General features: G+C 63.2%; 15 protein-coding genes. 4 read left to right on the forward strand and 11 right to left on the reverse strand.

The features are described 5' to 3' along the window. The first annotated feature begins 10 nt into the window (after positions 1–10). A complete protein-coding gene (locus tag Q0936_RS10565; RefSeq protein WP_299296526.1) occupies positions 11–3,259 on the forward strand; it encodes a DNA/RNA non-specific endonuclease in 3,249 nt (1,082 codons plus the stop codon). Positions 3,260–3,385: 126 nt separating this feature from the next. Here Q0936_RS10565 and Q0936_RS10570 read toward each other — a convergent pair whose 3' ends face one another. The 11 genes from Q0936_RS10570 to Q0936_RS10620 all read right to left on the reverse strand — a co-directional run bounded on the left by Q0936_RS10570 (position 3,386) and on the right by Q0936_RS10620 (position 14,521). Then, a complete protein-coding gene (locus Q0936_RS10570; RefSeq protein WP_299166143.1) occupies positions 3,386–5,584 on the reverse strand; it encodes a 3-hydroxyacyl-CoA dehydrogenase NAD-binding domain-containing protein in 2,199 nt (732 codons plus the stop codon). Then, positions 5,566–6,507, reverse strand: a complete 942-nt coding sequence (locus Q0936_RS10575; RefSeq protein ID WP_299297102.1) for a hypothetical protein — start codon at positions 6,505–6,507, stop codon at positions 5,566–5,568. The genes Q0936_RS10570 and Q0936_RS10575 overlap by 19 nt, the downstream gene beginning before the upstream one ends. A 42-nt stretch (positions 6,508–6,549) precedes the next feature. Then, positions 6,550–7,761 carry an acetyl-CoA C-acetyltransferase gene (locus Q0936_RS10580; protein ID WP_299146156.1) on the reverse strand — a complete coding sequence of 404 codons (1,212 nt, stop codon included), beginning with the start codon at positions 7,759–7,761 and terminating at the stop codon, positions 6,550–6,552. Between the two features lie 107 nt (positions 7,762–7,868). After that, complete coding sequence (gene yidD / locus Q0936_RS10585) at positions 7,869–8,249, reverse strand: membrane protein insertion efficiency factor YidD (protein WP_299297104.1); 381 nt, start codon at positions 8,247–8,249, stop codon at positions 7,869–7,871. A 3-nt stretch (positions 8,250–8,252) separates the two neighbouring features. Beyond that, positions 8,253–8,885 (reverse strand): glutathione S-transferase family protein, encoded by a 633-nt coding sequence (locus Q0936_RS10590; protein ID WP_299297106.1) that lies wholly within the window; start codon positions 8,883–8,885, stop codon positions 8,253–8,255. Between the two features lie 302 nt (positions 8,886–9,187). After that, positions 9,188–10,345 (reverse strand): acyl-CoA dehydrogenase family protein, encoded by a 1,158-nt coding sequence (locus tag Q0936_RS10595; protein ID WP_299297109.1) that lies wholly within the window; start codon positions 10,343–10,345, stop codon positions 9,188–9,190. Between the two features lie 23 nt (positions 10,346–10,368). After that, on the reverse strand, positions 10,369–10,581 hold the full coding sequence (locus Q0936_RS10600) for a hypothetical protein (RefSeq protein ID WP_299146160.1): 213 nt from the start codon (positions 10,579–10,581) through the stop codon (positions 10,369–10,371). Positions 10,582–10,626: 45 nt separating this feature from the next. Then, positions 10,627–12,408 (reverse strand): acyl-CoA dehydrogenase C-terminal domain-containing protein, encoded by a 1,782-nt coding sequence (locus tag Q0936_RS10605; RefSeq protein ID WP_299146161.1) that lies wholly within the window; start codon positions 12,406–12,408, stop codon positions 10,627–10,629. 87 nt (positions 12,409–12,495) lie between these two features. Then, positions 12,496–12,897 (reverse strand): MerR family DNA-binding transcriptional regulator, encoded by a 402-nt coding sequence (locus Q0936_RS10610; RefSeq protein ID WP_299146162.1) that lies wholly within the window; start codon positions 12,895–12,897, stop codon positions 12,496–12,498. A gap of 193 nt (positions 12,898–13,090) precedes the next feature. Continuing rightward, positions 13,091–13,840 (reverse strand): transporter substrate-binding domain-containing protein, encoded by a 750-nt coding sequence (locus Q0936_RS10615; RefSeq protein WP_299297947.1) that lies wholly within the window; start codon positions 13,838–13,840, stop codon positions 13,091–13,093. Positions 13,841–14,149: 309 nt separating this feature from the next. Further along, positions 14,150–14,521, reverse strand: coding sequence for a MerR family DNA-binding transcriptional regulator (locus Q0936_RS10620; RefSeq protein ID WP_299146164.1), 372 nt, complete (start codon positions 14,519–14,521; stop codon positions 14,150–14,152). 122 nt (positions 14,522–14,643) lie between these two features. On the opposite strand from Q0936_RS10620, the gene Q0936_RS10625 reads away from it, so the two are divergent. Genes Q0936_RS10625 through Q0936_RS10635 form a run of 3 tightly spaced genes read left to right on the forward strand, consistent with a single transcriptional unit; the run spans position 14,644 to position 16,904 of the window. Then, positions 14,644–15,066, forward strand: coding sequence for a PaaI family thioesterase (locus tag Q0936_RS10625; RefSeq protein ID WP_299146165.1), 423 nt, complete (start codon positions 14,644–14,646; stop codon positions 15,064–15,066). Continuing rightward, positions 15,063–15,563: a PaaI family thioesterase gene (locus tag Q0936_RS10630; protein WP_299146166.1), complete on the forward strand. Its 501-nt coding sequence runs from the start codon at positions 15,063–15,065 to the stop codon at positions 15,561–15,563. Before Q0936_RS10625 ends, Q0936_RS10630 begins: the two co-directional genes overlap by 4 nt. After that, on the forward strand, positions 15,564–16,904 hold the full coding sequence (locus Q0936_RS10635; protein ID WP_299297949.1) for an MATE family efflux transporter: 1,341 nt from the start codon (positions 15,564–15,566) through the stop codon (positions 16,902–16,904). Positions 16,905–16,907 lie beyond the last annotated feature (3 nt).

The raw sequence follows: 16,907 nt of genomic DNA on the forward strand, positions 1-16,907 counted from the left end.
AGGTGCCGTTATGGACACGCCAAATGACTATTTGAACCATTTGAAATCCCTGCTGAGCGCCGACGAGCTGGCGCAACTGTTGGACGATCCGGGGGCTTTTGGCGGGGACGCCGTCGAGGGTGTCGCCGTACCAGAGCCGGAAATGCGTATGGGTGCTGCGCCGATGCGCGGGCCAATTGGGGGTGGGCCGATTGGTGGCGGGCGCGCCATTATGCCGCCCACAGCCATCCGCGACACGATCCAGAAGTTCGAGGCGGGCGAGACGCTGACCTTTGACGATGTGCTACAGGTCGAGGCGCTTATCCTGCCGCTCAAGCGGCCGGCCGTTCTGGTGCAGGACAACGACTACCGGGTGGTGCATGATGCCTGGCTGCATCTCAACGATGCGGCGGGTCCGGCGCGGCGGCATATCCTGAATGCCTTGCCCGCCGTGGGGCGCATCAACGTGCCCAGCAACGCGGCCATTCCCTATGCGGGGACTGGTTTTGTGGTCGGGCAGGGGCTGTTGATGACCAACCGCCATGTGGCCGAGCTTTTTGCTGATGGGCTGGGCCAGTCGGATGTGGCGCTCAAGCCCGGCGCGTCGGTCAACATTGATTTTCTGGCCGAACACGGGTCGGGTGCTGTGCAGCGACTGCAGGTGGTGAGTGTGCGCATGATCCACCCGTTCTGGGACATGGCGCTGCTCGAGGTTGAGGGGCTGGCCAGCGACGCCACTGTGCTGGAGCTGTCGCAGGCCGATCCGTCGTCGCTGCGCAACCGCGAGGTGGCGGTGATGGGCTATCCCGCCTTTGACCCACGCAACGACCGCGAGGTGCAGCACCGCCTGTTCAACCGCATTTACAACGTCAAACGGATGCAGCCGGGGCTTTATACCAACCGCGCGAATGTGCGCAGTTTCGGCAATGTCGTCGGGGCCGTGGGGCATGATGCGTCGACGCTGGGCGGCAATTCCGGCAGCGCGGTTGTCGATCTTGAGACAGGGCTTGTGGTGGGTCTGCATTTTGCCGGGCTCGAGGGGAAATCGAACTTTGCCGTGCCCACATCCGCGCTGGCGCGGGACCGGCATGTGACGCGGGCGGGCGTGTGCTTTGCCGGGGCGCGTCCCCGGCCGGGGCCAAGCCCATGGCGCGCGCACTGGGCCGCCATCGAACCCGATGCGCCCGAGGACACGTCCCACGATCACCAGACGCCGGATGCAGGCGCGGATGCCGGGGCAACCAATGGCGTGCAGGTGGTGTCGACCGGGCCCAACACGATGACGATCAATGTGCCGGTCACTCTGAGCGTCGGATTTGACGGAACCGGTGTGCAAGTCGCCGCAGGCACGGGCGGCGGCGGTGCGGCGGCCACACCCGCAGCGGATGCCACCGAACGCGCGGTCGAGCCCGCGCACGACCCCGACTACAGCACGCGGACAGGCTATGATCCGATGTTCCTCGGCGTGCCGGTCCCGATGCCCGAGGCGCTGAACACCGGCGATCTGTCGGTGCAGGCGTCGGGCGAGACGGTGCTGCACTACCACAACTTCTCGCTGGTGATGAACGCCAAGCGCCGTCTGGCGCAGATCACGGCGGCCAATGTGGATGCCAGTGACGCCGCCAAAGAGCCGGAGCCAGGCTTTGTCTACACCCGCACGTCGCTGAACGGTTTCACCCGCAAACATGACCGGGAAAAGTGGTTTCTCGATCCGCGCATCCCCGCGCGCGACCAGTTGCCGGACGTCTTTTACAACCGCGACCGCACCGCCTTTGACAAAGGGCACATGGTGCGCCGCGAGGCCGTGGCCTTTGGCAGCAGCTTTGGTGATGTGCAGATGGCCAATGGCGACACGTTCCATTCCACGAACTGTGCGCCGCAGGTCAAAGGGTTCAACCGCTCCAATCTGCGCGGCATCTGGGGCAAGCTCGAGAATGACGTGCTGGATGCCGCCGAAGACGAACGCTGCGTTGTGTTCAGCGGCCCGGTCTTTGACGAAACGGACCCGGAATTTCATGGCCGTGATCTGGATGGCGACACCGTGGTGCAAATCCCCCAGCGCTTTTGGAAGATGATCATCACCTGGGACGGGGTTGGCCTGCGCACGCACGCCTACCTGCTGGAACAGGATCTGGACGACGTGCAGTTCGAATTTGCACGCGCGGGCGACTGGGTCGATCACGAGGTCGACCCCCGCGCGCTCGAAGACCTGCTGGGCACGGTTCGTTTTCCGCACCTGGCGGATGAGGGCAACGAAAAGATGTCCCCGCAGGAATGGTCCGACCTCGTGCAGGACGAGGACACCACCGATCAGGAAATCCTCGACGTGTCGCTGATCATGCCGGGCGAGGGGGGCTTTGACTTTCGCATCGTGCCCAACCCCGACTTTGTCGACATGTCCGGCGATGCACCCGGCACGGAAAACGCGATGGCGGTGGGCAATGATCTGGCCCGCTCACGGCGCGCGACCAAGTTCGACTTGCGCAAGACCTTTGGCAATGCGCCGGTGCTGGTGTCGGAAATGGACAGTTGGGGGCAGTTCCCCATCCTCATCGACGAAATCGTGGATCACCTGAACAAGGGGTACAACGTCTATTCCGTGGGCGCGGCGGGGGACACCGCGAAAAACATGGTGCGCGGACCGATCCAGGATCGGGGTCAGGAATACATGCTGGCGCTCGACAAACAGCGGGACGAGGTACAGGGCTTTGTCTTTTCGGCGGCGGGCAATGACATCATCGGCGAAGACCCGGACACCGGGCGCGCGGCGCTGTTTGACCTGATCCTGCCGTTCAACGGTGACGCGGGGGACGTGGATGGCCATATCAACCACGCGCTTTTGCGGGAAAAGCTGAACATGCTGCGCGACATGTACACAGAGGTCATCGGCAAGATCCGCGCGGATGCTGATTTCAAGCAACTGCCGATCTTTGTGCACGGCTATGACTATCCGTTCCCCTATCCCTGGATCGGGGACAAACGCAATCCGGTCCACGCGGCCAAGGACAAGTGGCTGGGCACACCGTTTACGGCGCGCGACATCCACGACAAGACGCTGCGGCGCGAGATCATCAAGGTGTTCATCGACGATCTCTACGACATGCTGAACGGTCTGGCGGGCGATCCGCAAACCAGTCAGGTCTGGGTGGTGGATTGCCGGGGGGCGATGCCGCATGTGTCGGACTGGATCGACGAGATCCACGGCACATCGCGCGGCTTTGCCAAGGTCACGGCCAAGTTCCGCGAACGCCTGCTTGAGGCGGGTGTGCCGCCGAAATAGGGGCGCATGGTGCGTTGTGGGTGTAGGGTGCGCGGTTCCCGCGCACCTCTGGGTCAGGGCAAGGTGCGCGTTGAACGCGCACCAGCGATTTGGGAAGGTGCGCGATGAACGCGCACCTTGCGGGCCTTAGGCCGCCGCTGATGCCTCGGGGCCAAAGCGGCCATAGAACGTCTGGTTCTTGTCGGCCATCTCGCGCAGCAGGGCGGGGCATTTGAACCGTTCGCCGTAGGTCGCCTCCAACTGGTCGCAGCGTTCCGCCGCATAGGGCGCGCCGATGATGTCCAGCCAGCTGAACGGACCGCCCGACCACGGGGCAAAGCCCCAGCCTAGGATCGCGCCCACGTCGCCTTCGCGGATGTCCATCAGCACACCCTCTTCGAGCGCACGCACAGCCTCAAGCACCTGGCTGAACAACAGGCGGTGCTGCACTTCGGTCACCTCGGGCTGGTCGTCCATCGCCGGGTACTTGTCGTTCAGACCGTCCCAGAGGCCCACGCGCTTGCCCTTGTCGTCATAGGCATAGAACCCCGCGTTGGCCTTGCGGCCCAAACGCCCCTCGGCTTCGAGCCAAAAGATCAGATCATCCGCGCCCGACTTGGGATAGGCGTCGCCCATCGCGGCCATGGTCGCACGCGCGATCTTGGCACCCAGATCGATGGCCGTCTCGTCGGTCAGTTGCAGCGGACCCAGTGGCATGCCCACCAGCTTGGCCGCGTTCTCGATCAGCGCAGGCTCGATGCCCTCGGTCACCATCCGCGCGCCTTCGTTGACGTAAGGAATGATGCAGCGGTTGGCATAGAAGAACCGCGCGTCGTTGACCACGATGGGCGTCTTGCGGATCTGACGCACGTAGTCCAGCGCCTTAGCCACCGCACGGTCGCCGGTGTTGGCACCCTTGATGATTTCGACCAGCGCCATCTTTTCGACCGGCGAAAAGAAGTGGATGCCGATGAACTGATCCTGATTGCCCGACGCCTTGGCCAGCTCCGAGATCGGCAGGGTCGAGGTGTTGGAGGCAAAGATGCAGGTGTCGGGGATGATCGCCTCGACCTTTGCGGTGATCTCGGCCTTGACGGCTGGGTCCTCGAACACCGCCTCGATGATCAGGTCACAGCCCGCCAGCGCCTGCAGATCGGATGTCGCGTTGATCCGCGCCAGCAGGGCGTCGCCCTTTTCCTGCGTGGTCTTGCGGCGCTTGATCCCGCCTTCGACGTATTTCGCGGCATAGGCTTTGCCCTTGTCGGCGGCCTCTTGGTCGCGGTCGATCAGCACGACGTCGATGCCCGCCTGCGCCGACACCAGCGCGATGCCCGCACCCATCAGGCCCGCGCCCAGCACGCCCAGTTTCTGCACCCGTTGATCGGGCACACCGGCGGGGCGCACAGCGCCTTTTTCCAATGCTTCCTTGTTCAGGAACAGCGACCGGATCATCGCCCCGGACGAGGGGTTCATCAGCACGTTGGTGAACCAGCGCGCCTCGATCTTGAGCGCGGTGTCAAAGGGCACCAGCGCGCCCTCATAGACGGCCGACAGCAGCGCCTTGGCCGCCGGGTACACGCCCTGCGTCTTGCCGTGCACCATCGCGGCAGCACCGACAAATGTCATGAATCCCGCAGGGTGGTAGGGCGCGCCGCCGGGCATCTTGTAGCCTTTGGCGTCCCAGGGTTTGAGAATGTCGGCATCGGTGGCGTTCAGCACCCATTCGCGCGCGGCTGCAACCGGATCATCGACCACTTCGTCGACCAGCTTGCCCTTGGCCTTGTCAGGGGAAACCATCCGCCCCTCAAGCAGGAAGGGCGAGGCCTCCATCGCGCCCAGTTTGCGCGCCAGACGGGTTGTGCCACCCGCGCCGGGGAAGATGCCGACCATGATCTCGGGCAGGCCCACCTTGGCCTTGGGGTTGTTGGCCATGAAAATGCGGTGCGTGGCCAGCGGCAGCTCCAGCCCGATGCCAGCGGCGGTGCCGGGCAGGGCGGCGGCAATCGGCTTGCCGCCCTTGTTGGTCTTGGGATCCATGCCCGCGCGTTCGATCTTGCGCAGCAGGCCGTGCATTTTCATCGTGCCCTCGAACAGGCCGCGCGCCGGGTCGTCGCCTGCGTCGGCCTTCATCTTGGCCAACAGGTTCAGGTCCATGCCCCCGGCAAATGTGTCCTTGCCGCTGGTGATCACGACACCTTTGACCGCGTCATCGGCCAGCACGTCGTCGATCAGGTCATTCAGGGTCTCCAACCCCTCAAAGGACATCACGTTCATGGATTTGTCGGTGACGTCCCATGTGATCGTGGCGACGCCGTCGGCGTCCTTGCTCAGTGTAAAGTCGGCCATGATTTGGTCCTTTCCTGGATTTCGCGATGCGTCAGCAGGGCCTCGGTTGGCTCTGGCGCGTTATAGGGATATGTTGGGTTTGATAGGGCGTTGGTGACGTGCTTGAGCTTCCATTGCACGCCGTCCCGACGCAGGATCATGCGGGATTTGATGGGCGGCAGGCTTTCTTCGCCGCCCTTGCGGAACACGGTGTCGTGGTAGCCACAGATCAGGTCAGCCCCAAGGAACTGCGCCGATGTGGCCAGCCGCGCCATGGCGTCGGCCTTGTCACCCGAGATGATGTCCACCGTCATGTCAAAGAACGGGCGGATGTCCTCGGGCGCGCGGATCTGGGTGTCGACGTGGTCGCTGTGTGAGGTATAGGGCATGTCGCACAGCGCACAGTAGGCGGCAAAGTCGTTCTGCGCTGTGGCCCCGGTCAACCGGTCCAGAAAGGACTGGTAAAGCGACATCGGCGTCGCCGCCGTCCGGCGCACGTCATTGCGGGGCGCATGTGCAGGCAGGTTGCCGTGATCCGCGACCCGCAACAGGTCAATCGGCCAGCTCACCGCCGACAGCGTGCTTTCCTCTTCGATCACACGCCAGGTGCCCTGGTTCTGTTGCAAGACGATGCGGTTGTCGTAGCTGGGCACCATGGCGGCGGCATTGCGCAACGCATGGGTGACGTAATAGCCCTGAATGTAGTCGTCGCTCAGGAACTCCGCCTCGGTCACCAGCCGGATGAACTGGTTGACGCCCAGACTGTGCAACGACCCGGTAAAGGCCGTCACACCGCGTTCAAAATCCGCCTCGGTTTCGACAATCATCTCGGACCCGACCAGCACCTGACGGCACGGCAACAGAACCGTTTTGCGCAAGGTCGCCACATCCCCCGCCAGCAGCGCGCGCGACTGGGTGTCGAGCACATCCTGAAGAAGTGTCATGGCGTCCTTGAGCATCGGTTCGGTCCTCACCTGCTGTCCGCGTCAGACGCGTTCAATGATGGTGGCGGCACCCATGCCGGAGGCCACACAGAGCGTCGCCAGACCGGTCTCCTTGTCTGCACGCTCCATCTCGTCCAGCAGCGTGCCAAGGATCATGGCACCGGTCGCGCCCAGCGGGTGACCCATCGCAATGGCACCGCCATTCACGTTGACCTTATCATGGTCCACGTCAAACGCCTGCATGAAACGCAGAACCACGGCGGCAAAGGCCTCGTTCACCTCAAAGAGGTCGATGTCTTTGATGTTCATGCCGTTGTCGGCCAGGATCTTTTCGGTGACGGGCACAGGGCCGGTCAGGTTGATGGTAGGATCGGTGCCGATCTTGGCCGTGGCACGGATGCGCGCGCGGGGTTTCAGGCCCCACTTCTCGCCAAATTCCTTGTTGCCGATCAGGATCGCCGCAGCGCCGTCCACGATACCAGACGAGTTGCCGGCGTGGTGCACGTGGTTGATCCGCTCCAGATGCGGGTATTTCATCAGCGCGACCTTGTCGAAGCCGGGCATGACCTCGCCCATCGCCTGAAAGGCGGGGTTCAGGCTGCCCAGGCTCTGCATGTCGGTCTGGGGGCGCATGTATTCATCGTGATCCAGGATCGACAGCCCGTTGATGTCGCGCACCGTCAGGACCGAGCCGTCAAACCGGCGGTCGTCCCACGCGGCCTTGGCACGGCGCTGGCTTTCGACGGAATAGGTGTCGACGTCATCACGGCTGAATCCGTATTCGGTGGCAATGATGTCGGCGCTGATGCCCTGCGGCACAAAGTATGTCTCCATCGCCAGCGACGGATCGGCGGCAATCGCGGCCCCGTCCGAGCCCATGGGCACGCGGCCCATCATCTCGACCCCGCCCGCGATATAGGCGTCACCGGCCCCGCCGCGCACCTGGTTGGCCGACAGGTTGACGGCCTCAAGCCCGCTGGCACAGAACCGGTTGATCGCCAGACCGGGGATCGCTTCGTCCAGATCCGAGGCCAGAACCGCGCTGCGCGCCAGGTTGCCGCCCTGTTCCATCACCTGCGTGACGTTGCCCCAGATCACGTCCTCGACCGCGTGACCGTCGAGGTTGTTGCGTTCCTTGAGGGCGTTCAGGGTCTGCGCGCTCAGGCGCAGCGATGTCACTTCGTGCAAAGCGCCGTCCTTGCGGCCCTTGCCGCGCGGCGTGCGGATGGCGTCGTAGATATAGGCTTCGGTCATCGTGTTCGTCCTTTTGCCAGGGGCGTGTGCGTTAAGTCCTAGGTGGGGTAGACCGGATGGTCTAATCAAGCGTGACGTTGCGGCGGTTTACGTAAACTTTGGTTGGGTCAGGGGCTGCACGCGCAAGCATCACAGCCTCCGCACCCGTCCGCCGCATCCGATTTGCCCCTGCCGCAGGGCGATGGGTCGCAACCACAACAGAGCGACGGGTCGCATTTGTCGTACCAACGGGATTTTTTGGGTTTGCGGCTGCGCTCTTGCGGGTCGTCTTCGGTGCGCAGATGCAGAGCCGCCGCCTTGCAGGCCGCAAAACGCCTGCGTATGGCGGGCAAGGAAGCCAGCAGGCCGTGATCGCGGATATGCGCCTTGGCAAACCCTGAACACCCCGTGCCGCCATGTGCCACGCGGTAGGCGCAACTGAACCCTTTGCGCGGCGAGACAAAGCGTTGATACGCCCAGATCCCCGACAAGGCGGCACGGCTCAGCATGGCTCAGGCCCGGTCCGCCGGAGAGCCGGGCATGAGATCATAGGGACCCTTCCACCCCGGTGTCTGCGCGATGTTGTCCAACCAGCGGTCGATATGGGGCCAGTCGGCGCGGTCAAACCCAAATGGCTCGGGATAATAGAGATAGCTGCAACAGCTGAAGTCCGCATTGGTGAGGCCATCGCCCACAATCCAGTCACGCCCGGCAAGATGCGTGTTCAGCACGGTGTATGCGCCCTTGAGACGGCCCTGGTAAAAGGCAATGACCTCTTGCGGGCGCTTTTCTTCGGGCAGGAAGTTCATGAGAAACCGCGCAACCCCGGCCATCGAGCTGAGCTTGTGATTGTCCCACAACACCCAACGCAGCACCTCATAGCGGTCATCCCCGTCGCCGCCGAACTTGCCGGTCTTGTCAGAGATGTATTGCTGGATCACGCCGGACTGGCTGATCCTGCGGTCGCCGTCTATGAGCAAAGGCGCCTCACCCATGGTGTTGAGGGCGCGGTATTCCTCTGTGCGCGCCGCCCCGCCAAAAAAGTCGACATAGACGGGTTCCCATTCAAGCCCGGACAGCTCCAGCGCCAGTGCCGCCTTGTACGAGTTTCCGCTTTCACCAAAGCAGTGCAGTTTCAGGGTCATTTACGCAGGCCTTTCCGGTCGCTTGAGTTGATCCGGCCGGACCGGGGGTTTCACACCCCCGGACCCCCGTGGAGTTTATCTGGCAAGATGAAGAGAGCTTTCTTCACCAAGTATTAAGGTTAACGCACCTACCCTGTCACGGCATGGCAGGCTGGAGAGCTGAGCGATGTGCAAGGTGACGCTCTGTTTTCCCGGCTTTGGCGGATGCCGCCGGTGGAAAGCAGAGCGGAGCTGCTCTTTCATCTTGCCCAAAAAACTCCCCCCGGAGGGCCGGGTTGCCCAAAGCGCTGCGCAGGGGCGCATCAAAACGCCCTCGCAATCAGCTCTTTCATGATCTCGTTGGTGCCGCCGTAAATCCGCTGCACCCGCGCATCTGTCCACATGCCGCCGATGTCATAGTCCTGCGTGAACCCATATCCGCCATGCAGCTGAAGGCACTCATCCAGCACCCAGGCCTGCGTATCGGTGGTCCAGTATTTGCACATCGCGGCCTTGTCGACGCTCAGGTCTCCGCGCAAATGCTCTGCCATACATTCATCAAAAAACGCGCGGCTGACCATCGTTTTGGTCTTGGCCTCGGCCAGTTTGAACCGCGTGTTCTGGAACTGCATGAGCGGGCCGCCAAAGGCCTCGCGTTCCCGGCAATAGTCAACCGTGCGCGCCACAGCACCTTCCATCGCCCCCACCGCCGAACAGGCGATGATCAGCCGCTCCTGCGGCAGTTGCTGCATCAGTTGATAAAACCCCTGACCCTCGGCCCCGCCAAGGATGTTCTCCGGCGCGATCTCCACGTTGTCAAAGAACAGCTCGGACGTGTCCGACGCATGCATCCCGATCTTGTCGAGGTTGCGCCCTCGGCTGAACCCCGCCGCACCGTCGGTCTCGACCACCACCAGCGACACGCCCTTGGACCCCAGCGCCGGGTCCGTCTTGGCCGCGACCACGATCAGGTTCGCATGTTGTCCGTTGGTGATGAACGTCTTGGATCCCGTCAGCCTGTAGGCATTGCCGTCGCGGATGGCGCGCGTTTTGATCGCCTGCACGTCCGACCCGGTAGAGGGCTCGGTCATGGCCAGCGCGCCCACCATCTCGCCCGACACCATCTTGGGCAGCCAGCGCTGTTTCTGATCATCGGTGCCGTAGTTCAGGATGTAATGCGCCACGATTCCGGAATGAATGCCGTGGCCCCAGGACGCCAAATTGGCCCGCGCCCCTTCGATGAGGATGGCGGCCTCGTGCCCGAAATCGCCGCCCGCCCCGCCGTATTCTTCGGGGATCGACGGGCACAGCAATCCCAGCTCACCCGCCTGGCCCCAGGTCTCGCGGTCCATCTCGCCCTGCTTGCGCCAGCGCTCGAAATGCGGCACCCACTCATTGGTGATGAACTGCGCCGTCATGTCGGCGATCATGCGGTGTTCGTCGGTCATCCACAGGGATGCACCCGAAGCGACGTCTTTCATATCTCTCCTCCCCAGGAGATGTGTCAGCGTTTGCGCGCCTCCAGCTCGGAATTGAACAGGCGCAGGCGTGCGGTGAGGTTTTCCTCGTGTGTCACGCTCTCGAAATTTTCAAACAAAAAGGAAAGCGCCTCACCCTCGTCCAGCCCCGCCTCATTGGCAAATCGTTTGAGACGGCGATACCCGTCCTCGGTCATGGCGACTGGAAATCGTCGGGTCAGGCGAAAACGTTTGGGCATTGGACCTCCGGGCGTAGGGTGCGCGGTCTCCCGCGCACCGCCACCTTAGAAGTTCGCAGCGTCCAGCGCCATAACCGTGTCCGCACCGGATTGGATGCGCGTCAGGTGCAGCGCTGTCGACGGCAACTGCCGTGCCATGTAGTAGCGCCCGGTGGCCAGCTTGGTCTCGTGGAACGCAGGGTCGGACGTGCCATCCGCCAATGCGGCGCGCGATGCCTTGCCCATCTTGGCCCACATCAGGCCCAGGCAGACATGACCGAACATGTGCATGAAGTCATAGGAGCCGGACAGCGCGTTGTTCGGGTTGGTCATGCCGTTCTGCATGAAATACATGCCCGCCGCTTGCAGGTCCTTGGACGCGGTTTTCAGCGGTTCCAGGAACTCGGCGTCATAGGCCTCGTCCTGCCCGGCATTGTCCTTGATGAACCCTTTGACCAGATCAAAGAAAGCCATCACGTGCTTGCCGCCGTCCTGCGCCAGCTTGCGGCCCACGAGGTCCAGCGCCTGCACGCCATTGGCCCCTTCGTAGATCATCGCGATGCGGGCGTCGCGGGTGTATTGCGACATGCCCCATTCCTCGATGTAGCCGTGACCGCCGTAAACCTGCTGGGCCTTGATGGTGTTGTCATAGCCCACATCGGTCAGGAAACCCTTGATGATCGGGGTCAGCAGCGACACCAGACCGTCCGCATCCTTGTCACCTGCGCGGTGGGCCGCGTCGATCATCGTGGCACTCCACAGGATGAAGGCACGCGCGCCCTCGGCAAAGCTCTTCTGGTCCATCAGCGACCGGCGGATGTCGGGGTGCACGATCAGCGGATCGGCAGGGCCATCGGGGTTCTTGTCACCCGTCACATCGCGCCCTTGCAGGCGGTCCTTGGCATAGTCCAGCGCGTTCTGATAGGCGACTTCGGCCTGGCTCAGACCCTGCATGCCCACGCCGATACGCGCCTCGTTCATCATGGTGAACATCGCACGCATGCCCTTGTGCTCCTCGCCAATCAGGTAACCCACGGCCCCGTCATAGTTCATCACGCAGGTGGAGTTGCCGTGGATGCCCATCTTCTCTTCGATGTTGCCCACGGCCACGCCGTTGCGCGCGCCGAGGCTGCCATCTTCGTTCACGAGGAACTTGGGCACGATAAACAGCGACACGCCTTTGATCCCCTCAGGCCCGCCAACGATCTTTGCCAGCACCAGATGGATGATGTTGTCGGCCATGTCGTGCTCACCGGCAGAGATAAAGATCTTCTGGCCGGAGATTTTGTAGGTGCCGTCGTCTTGCGGTTCGGCCTTGGTGCGCATCAGGCCCAGATCGGTGCCGCAATGCGGCTCGGTCAGGTTCATGGTGCCGGTCCACTCACAGGACACCATCTTGGGCAGATAGGTTTCCTTCTGCGCCTGAGAGCCGTGCGCAAGGATCGCCGACGCCGCACCGTGGGTCAGACCCTGGTACATCGTGAACGCCATGTTCGAGGACGAGAACATCTCGCCCACGGCAGTGCCGATCACGTATGGCATGTTCTGGCCGCCGAACTCTTCGGGCATGTCCAGACCGGGCCAGCCGCCTTCTTTCACTTGCTCAAATGCGTCCTTGAACCCGGTGGGGGTGTAGACAACACCGTTTTCCAGGCGGCAGCCTTCCTTGTCACCCACGACGTTCAGCGGGGCGAGCACTTCGGAGGTCAGCTTGCCTGCCTCGTCGAGAATGGCAGAGGTGAAATCAGCCTCCAGCTCGTCATAGCCGGGGATGTCAGAACCTGTGACGTTCAGCACGTCGTGCAGGATGAATTGCATGTCCTTGGTGGGGGGCGTGTAACTGGGCATTGGTCTCTCTCCCTTGGTCTGTTGCCGCAACAGGGGCGGCGCATCTTGGGGCCACGCGACCGGCGCGCGACCGTTTTCTGTGGCGCGCTATTCGGCGGCCCGTTTGGGGGTGTTCATCGAGGCAAGCATGCGCTCCCCCCACTTCAACTGGTTTTTCAGATCATCGATGGCTTCGGTCAGCTCGTCGCGCTGCAGCTCCATATCGGCAAGCCGGGCGCGTGCGATGTCATAGGTGCGTGCCAACTGGGTCTGTTGCTGGTCGCCCATGTCATAGAGGTCCAGCAACTGACGGATTTCTTCGAGGCTAAAGCCGAACCGCTTGCCGCGCAGGATCAGCTTGAGCCGGGCGCGGTCGCGCTTGGTAAACAGACGCTTCTGGCCTTCGCGCACCGGGAACAGCAGTTCCTTGGCTTCGTAGAAACGCAGGGTCCGCGGCGTGACGTCAAAGGCGTCGCACATCTCGCGGATCGTCATCATGTTCTCACTCATCGGTCTACTCACATCTCGTGTTGCGACCACGACATGGGGGAGGCTTGGATTCGATGCAACGGGTAGCTGACGTTGACGTAAGTTCTACGTTGCGTCACTTTGATGGTTGACGTTGTTGTGAGTTGCGTCAAGCGGATTTTCGCGGCGGCGCGTGGGCCGTTTGACCCCGTACGCGGGCCGAAAGGCGCGCGCGCTACTGTGTCGGTGCCCCGACAAACTCGTGCAGATCCAGCAACGCGCGCCAGTCCTCGGACTGCGCAATCATGGGCAGCGTTTCCTGGATATAGGCGTGGACGTCGGTCAGTTTTGGCTGCACCAGAATGAACCGTTGATAGGTCGAATGGGGGGCAGGGGCGAAATGCACCTGATCCCTGAGGCCATAGGATTGCACGTAATACACGGCCGCCGAATGGGCGACGATACCGATGTTGCCGCGCCCGCTGGCAATGAACTGCACCAGCGCCGCCTCTGAACTGACATCCATGCGCTCCACGCGCCCCTCGGTCACAAGGTGGTCCACATCCGGATAGCGGTGGCCTTTGACCCCGACCAGCATGCTGCCATCCAGCGAAGTCGGGCCTGCATAGGTGAACGGGTCCGAGCGGGGCGAAATCACATCATTGCTGTCGTTCAACAGCGGGTTTGACCAGCGATAGTTGACCCGGTCCGCATCCCCGAACCACAGCGGATTGGCCCACAGCACAATGCCCGGCGCACCAAAGGCCAGTTGGTCATTCAACCGTTGCCGCGGCAAGACCACCACGTCGAACTGATAGCGTCCCCCGGACTGGCGCGTCAGCATTTCGGCCAGGTCAAAGCTCATTCCGGTGCGGGCGTCCTCGTCAATCACGAAGGGGGGAAAGTTGTGATAGACCCAGACGGTGACGGTTTCGGCGGATGCGCGAACCTGGGATGACACCAGCACACAAAGGGCCAGCAGCATGCAAACGCCTGTGCGTGCGATAACCTGGAACAAGGAACGTACTATACCCGCGACCTCCGCGATTTTGAACCAATGGCAGCCGTCCGCGCTTGAAAACAGATCGCATGCACACCCGTCAGATTGGCGGGCATCCCGGAGACTGCGCGCCACGTCATTCTGTGATGTCGGACGCATTATACACCATTGTATACCAACCCTTTGCCACTTGCGCACCTTAGAACGTGTGTGGCGTTAATGTCGGTATAATGTGGTGGGGGCAGGGGCCGCGGAATATGTGTAAAATCTGGGCTATGCGTGGCCTGGCCCGGATCAGTCGCCCAATTCGCCCGCCACGCTGTCACGCAGGCCGCGCAGTTCATCGCGCGCCTCGTCCAACTGGCGGCGCTGCTCGTCCAGCTCCTTGAGCTGCCCATCGGCCAATTCGATCCACGCGCGCATCTGGGCCTCGGTGCCTTCGTGTTCGTAGATCAACAGCCACTGGCGAATGTCTTCGAGCTGAAAGCCAAACTTGCGGCCCCGCAGGATCAGCTTCATCCGGGCGCGTTCGCGCGGGCCGTAATAGCGCGACCGGCCTTCGCGGTCGGGCTGCAACAGCTCAATATACTCGTAATAGCGCAAGGTGCGCGGCGTCACATCAAAGGCGGCGCACATTTCCTTAAAGCTAAAGCGGTCGTCTGCCATGGCCGTGTCTCACTCCCTGTGTCAAAGCCTAGGCTGCAACCGGCGCTTGCGCAACAGGTGCCTTGCCCCGCAGGCGCACCCCCCTCATAAAGTAATCGCAGACTTGCAAGGGAAACCCAGCCATGTCCGACCTGTTGACCCGCGCCCGCCAGTTCATCGAGGCGCTCCCCCACAGCCGCGATCTGGGCATGACGGTGTCGTCCATCGAGGATGGCGTGGCGGTGATCACCATGCCCTTTGACCCCCGTCTGGTGGGGGACCCGGAGACGGGCGTGATTTCGGGCGGGGCGGTATCGGCGCTGATGGACACCTGCTGCGGCGCGGCCGTGATGAGCCACCCTGACAATGGCGGCGGGACCGCGACGCTGGATCTGCGCATCGACTACATGCGCGGTGCCACACCGGGTCAGGCGATCACCACACGCGCCGAATGCTACCACGTCACCCGCTCCGTGGCCTTTGTGCGTGCGACCGCGTGGGACGACGACACTGACAACCCCGTGGCCTCCGCCACCGGGGCCTTCACCGTGGAGGGCAAACGATGAAACGCCCCGAACCCGTTCAGGTGGTCAAACAACGGCGCGACGCGGCCCTGCACGCGCTGGTCGATCACGTGCCCTACATCAAATATCTCGGCCTCACCTTCGACCGGCGCGGGGACGAGCTGACCGGCGTGCTGCCCTTTGACGAAAAGCTGATCGGCAACCCGATGCTGCCCGCGCTGCACGGCGGGGTGACGGCGGCCTTTCTCGAGGTGACGGCGATCATCACCTTGTCCTGGTCCTACCTGTGGGAAGACATCGAAAGCGGCAGCCTCGACTTCGATCCGGGCGGCGATGTGCGCCTGCCGCGCCTGCCCAAGACGGTGGACTTTTCGGTCGACTACCTGCGTTCTGGCCTGCCCCGCGACGCCTATGCGCGGGCGCGGATCAACCGGGCCGGGCGGCGCTACGCCTCGGTGCATGTCGAAGGCTGGCAGGACAACCGCGACAAGCTCTTTGCCCAGGCCACGGGGCATTTCGTCATGCCCCAACGGCGCTAGATGGAGGCCAAAGCCCCCACCGCGCCCCCCGCGCCGCTGACCCACCGCCGGGTGCTGAAAATCGCGCTGCCCATCGTGCTGTCCAATGCCACCGTGCCGATCCTGGGCGCGGTGGACGTAGGCGTGGTGGGCCAGTTGGGCGAAGCCGCACCGATTGGGGCCGTGGCCATGGGCGCGATCATCCTGACCACGATGTACTGGATTTTCGGGTTTTTGCGCATGGGCACAGTCAGCCTTGTGGGGCAGGCGGCGGGCGCGGGCGACGACGACGAGGTGTCGGCCTGGCTGACCCGCGCACTGCTGGTGGCTGTCGTGGGCGGCGTGGGGTTGATCGCGCTGCAAGTGCCGCTCTTTTGGGGTGCGTTCTGGCTGTCACCCGCCAGCGCCGAGGTCGAGGGCCTGACCCGCGACTACCTCTTTATCCGCATCTGGACTGCACCCGCCGCCATCGCCGTCTATGCGCTGACCGGGTGGCTGGTGGCGATGGAGCGGACAGGCGGCGTGTTCTGGGTCCAGCTGGTGATGAACGGGGTGAACATCATCCTGAACTTCGTCTTTGTGTTGGGGTTCGGCTGGGGCGTGCCGGGGGTGGCAATTGCCACCGTGATCGCCGAGGTGATCGGGGCGGGCCTGGGCCTGTGGTTCTGCCGCGCGGCATTTTTGCGGCCCGCCTGGCGCGACCGGGCCCGCGTGCTGCGCCGCGCAGCCTTGGTACGGATGGCGCTGCTCAATACGGATATCCTGCTGCGCTCGGCGATGCTGATGGTGATCTTTTCCAGCTTTGTGTTTCTGGGCGCGCGGTTCGGGGACGTGACGCTGGCCGCGAACGAGGTGCTGATCCAGTTCATGTATATCACGGCCCACGCGATGGACGGGTTTGCCTTTGCCGCCGAGACGCTGATTGCGCGCGCCTACGGGCGGCGCGACCCGATGCGGGTGCGGCGTTCGGCACTGATGACGGGCATGTGGGGGATGGTGGTCTGTGCGACGACCGCGCTTGGCTTTCTGCTGGCGGGGCCGTGGCTGATTGACGTGATGGCCAAGGACGCCGAGGTGCAGGCCACCGCGCGCGCCTATCTGTGGTGGATGGTGGCGGCGCCACTGGTGGGCTGTGCGGCGTGGATGTTCGACGGGATCTTCATCGGCGCAGGCCGGGGGCGGGACATGCGCAACATGATGGCGATTTCATTTGTGCTCTATTGGCTGGCGGTGCTGGCGCTGTTGCCGCTGATGGGCAATCACGGGCTTTGGGCAGCGTTGCTGGTGTCCTTTGTGGCGCGGGGCGTGACGCTGGGGCTGCGCTATCCGGCGCTCGAGCGGGACGCTCGGCATAGAGGATAGTGC

Origin of the sequence: uncultured Tateyamaria sp. (genome assembly GCF_947488715.1) — a bacterium.
GTDB lineage: Bacteria > Pseudomonadota > Alphaproteobacteria > Rhodobacterales > Rhodobacteraceae > Tateyamaria.

What these genes read in the sequence shown, in the direction of transcription:
- Q0936_RS10565 (WP_299296526.1), top strand. Translation starts at nt 11, where the DNA reads ATGGACACGCCAAATGACTATTTGAACCATTTGAAATCCCTGCTGAGC.
- Q0936_RS10570 (WP_299166143.1), bottom strand. Translation starts at nt 5,584, where the DNA reads ATGGCCGACTTTACACTGAGCAAGGACGCCGACGGCGTCGCCACGATC.
- Q0936_RS10575 (WP_299297102.1), bottom strand. Translation starts at nt 6,507, where the DNA reads ATGACACTTCTTCAGGATGTGCTCGACACCCAGTCGCGCGCGCTGCTG.
- Q0936_RS10580 (WP_299146156.1), bottom strand. Translation starts at nt 7,761, where the DNA reads ATGACCGAAGCCTATATCTACGACGCCATCCGCACGCCGCGCGGCAAG.
- yidD (WP_299297104.1), bottom strand. Translation starts at nt 8,249, where the DNA reads ATGCTGAGCCGTGCCGCCTTGTCGGGGATCTGGGCGTATCAACGCTTT.
- Q0936_RS10590 (WP_299297106.1), bottom strand. Translation starts at nt 8,885, where the DNA reads ATGACCCTGAAACTGCACTGCTTTGGTGAAAGCGGAAACTCGTACAAG.
- Q0936_RS10595 (WP_299297109.1), bottom strand. Translation starts at nt 10,345, where the DNA reads ATGAAAGACGTCGCTTCGGGTGCATCCCTGTGGATGACCGACGAACAC.
- Q0936_RS10600 (WP_299146160.1), bottom strand. Translation starts at nt 10,581, where the DNA reads ATGCCCAAACGTTTTCGCCTGACCCGACGATTTCCAGTCGCCATGACC.
- Q0936_RS10605 (WP_299146161.1), bottom strand. Translation starts at nt 12,408, where the DNA reads ATGCCCAGTTACACGCCCCCCACCAAGGACATGCAATTCATCCTGCAC.
- Q0936_RS10610 (WP_299146162.1), bottom strand. Translation starts at nt 12,897, where the DNA reads ATGAGTGAGAACATGATGACGATCCGCGAGATGTGCGACGCCTTTGAC.
- Q0936_RS10615 (WP_299297947.1), bottom strand. Translation starts at nt 13,840, where the DNA reads ATGCTGCTGGCCCTTTGTGTGCTGGTGTCATCCCAGGTTCGCGCATCC.
- Q0936_RS10620 (WP_299146164.1), bottom strand. Translation starts at nt 14,521, where the DNA reads ATGGCAGACGACCGCTTTAGCTTTAAGGAAATGTGCGCCGCCTTTGAT.
- Q0936_RS10625 (WP_299146165.1), top strand. Translation starts at nt 14,644, where the DNA reads ATGTCCGACCTGTTGACCCGCGCCCGCCAGTTCATCGAGGCGCTCCCC.
- Q0936_RS10630 (WP_299146166.1), top strand. Translation starts at nt 15,063, where the DNA reads ATGAAACGCCCCGAACCCGTTCAGGTGGTCAAACAACGGCGCGACGCG.
- Q0936_RS10635 (WP_299297949.1), top strand. Translation starts at nt 15,564, where the DNA reads ATGGAGGCCAAAGCCCCCACCGCGCCCCCCGCGCCGCTGACCCACCGC.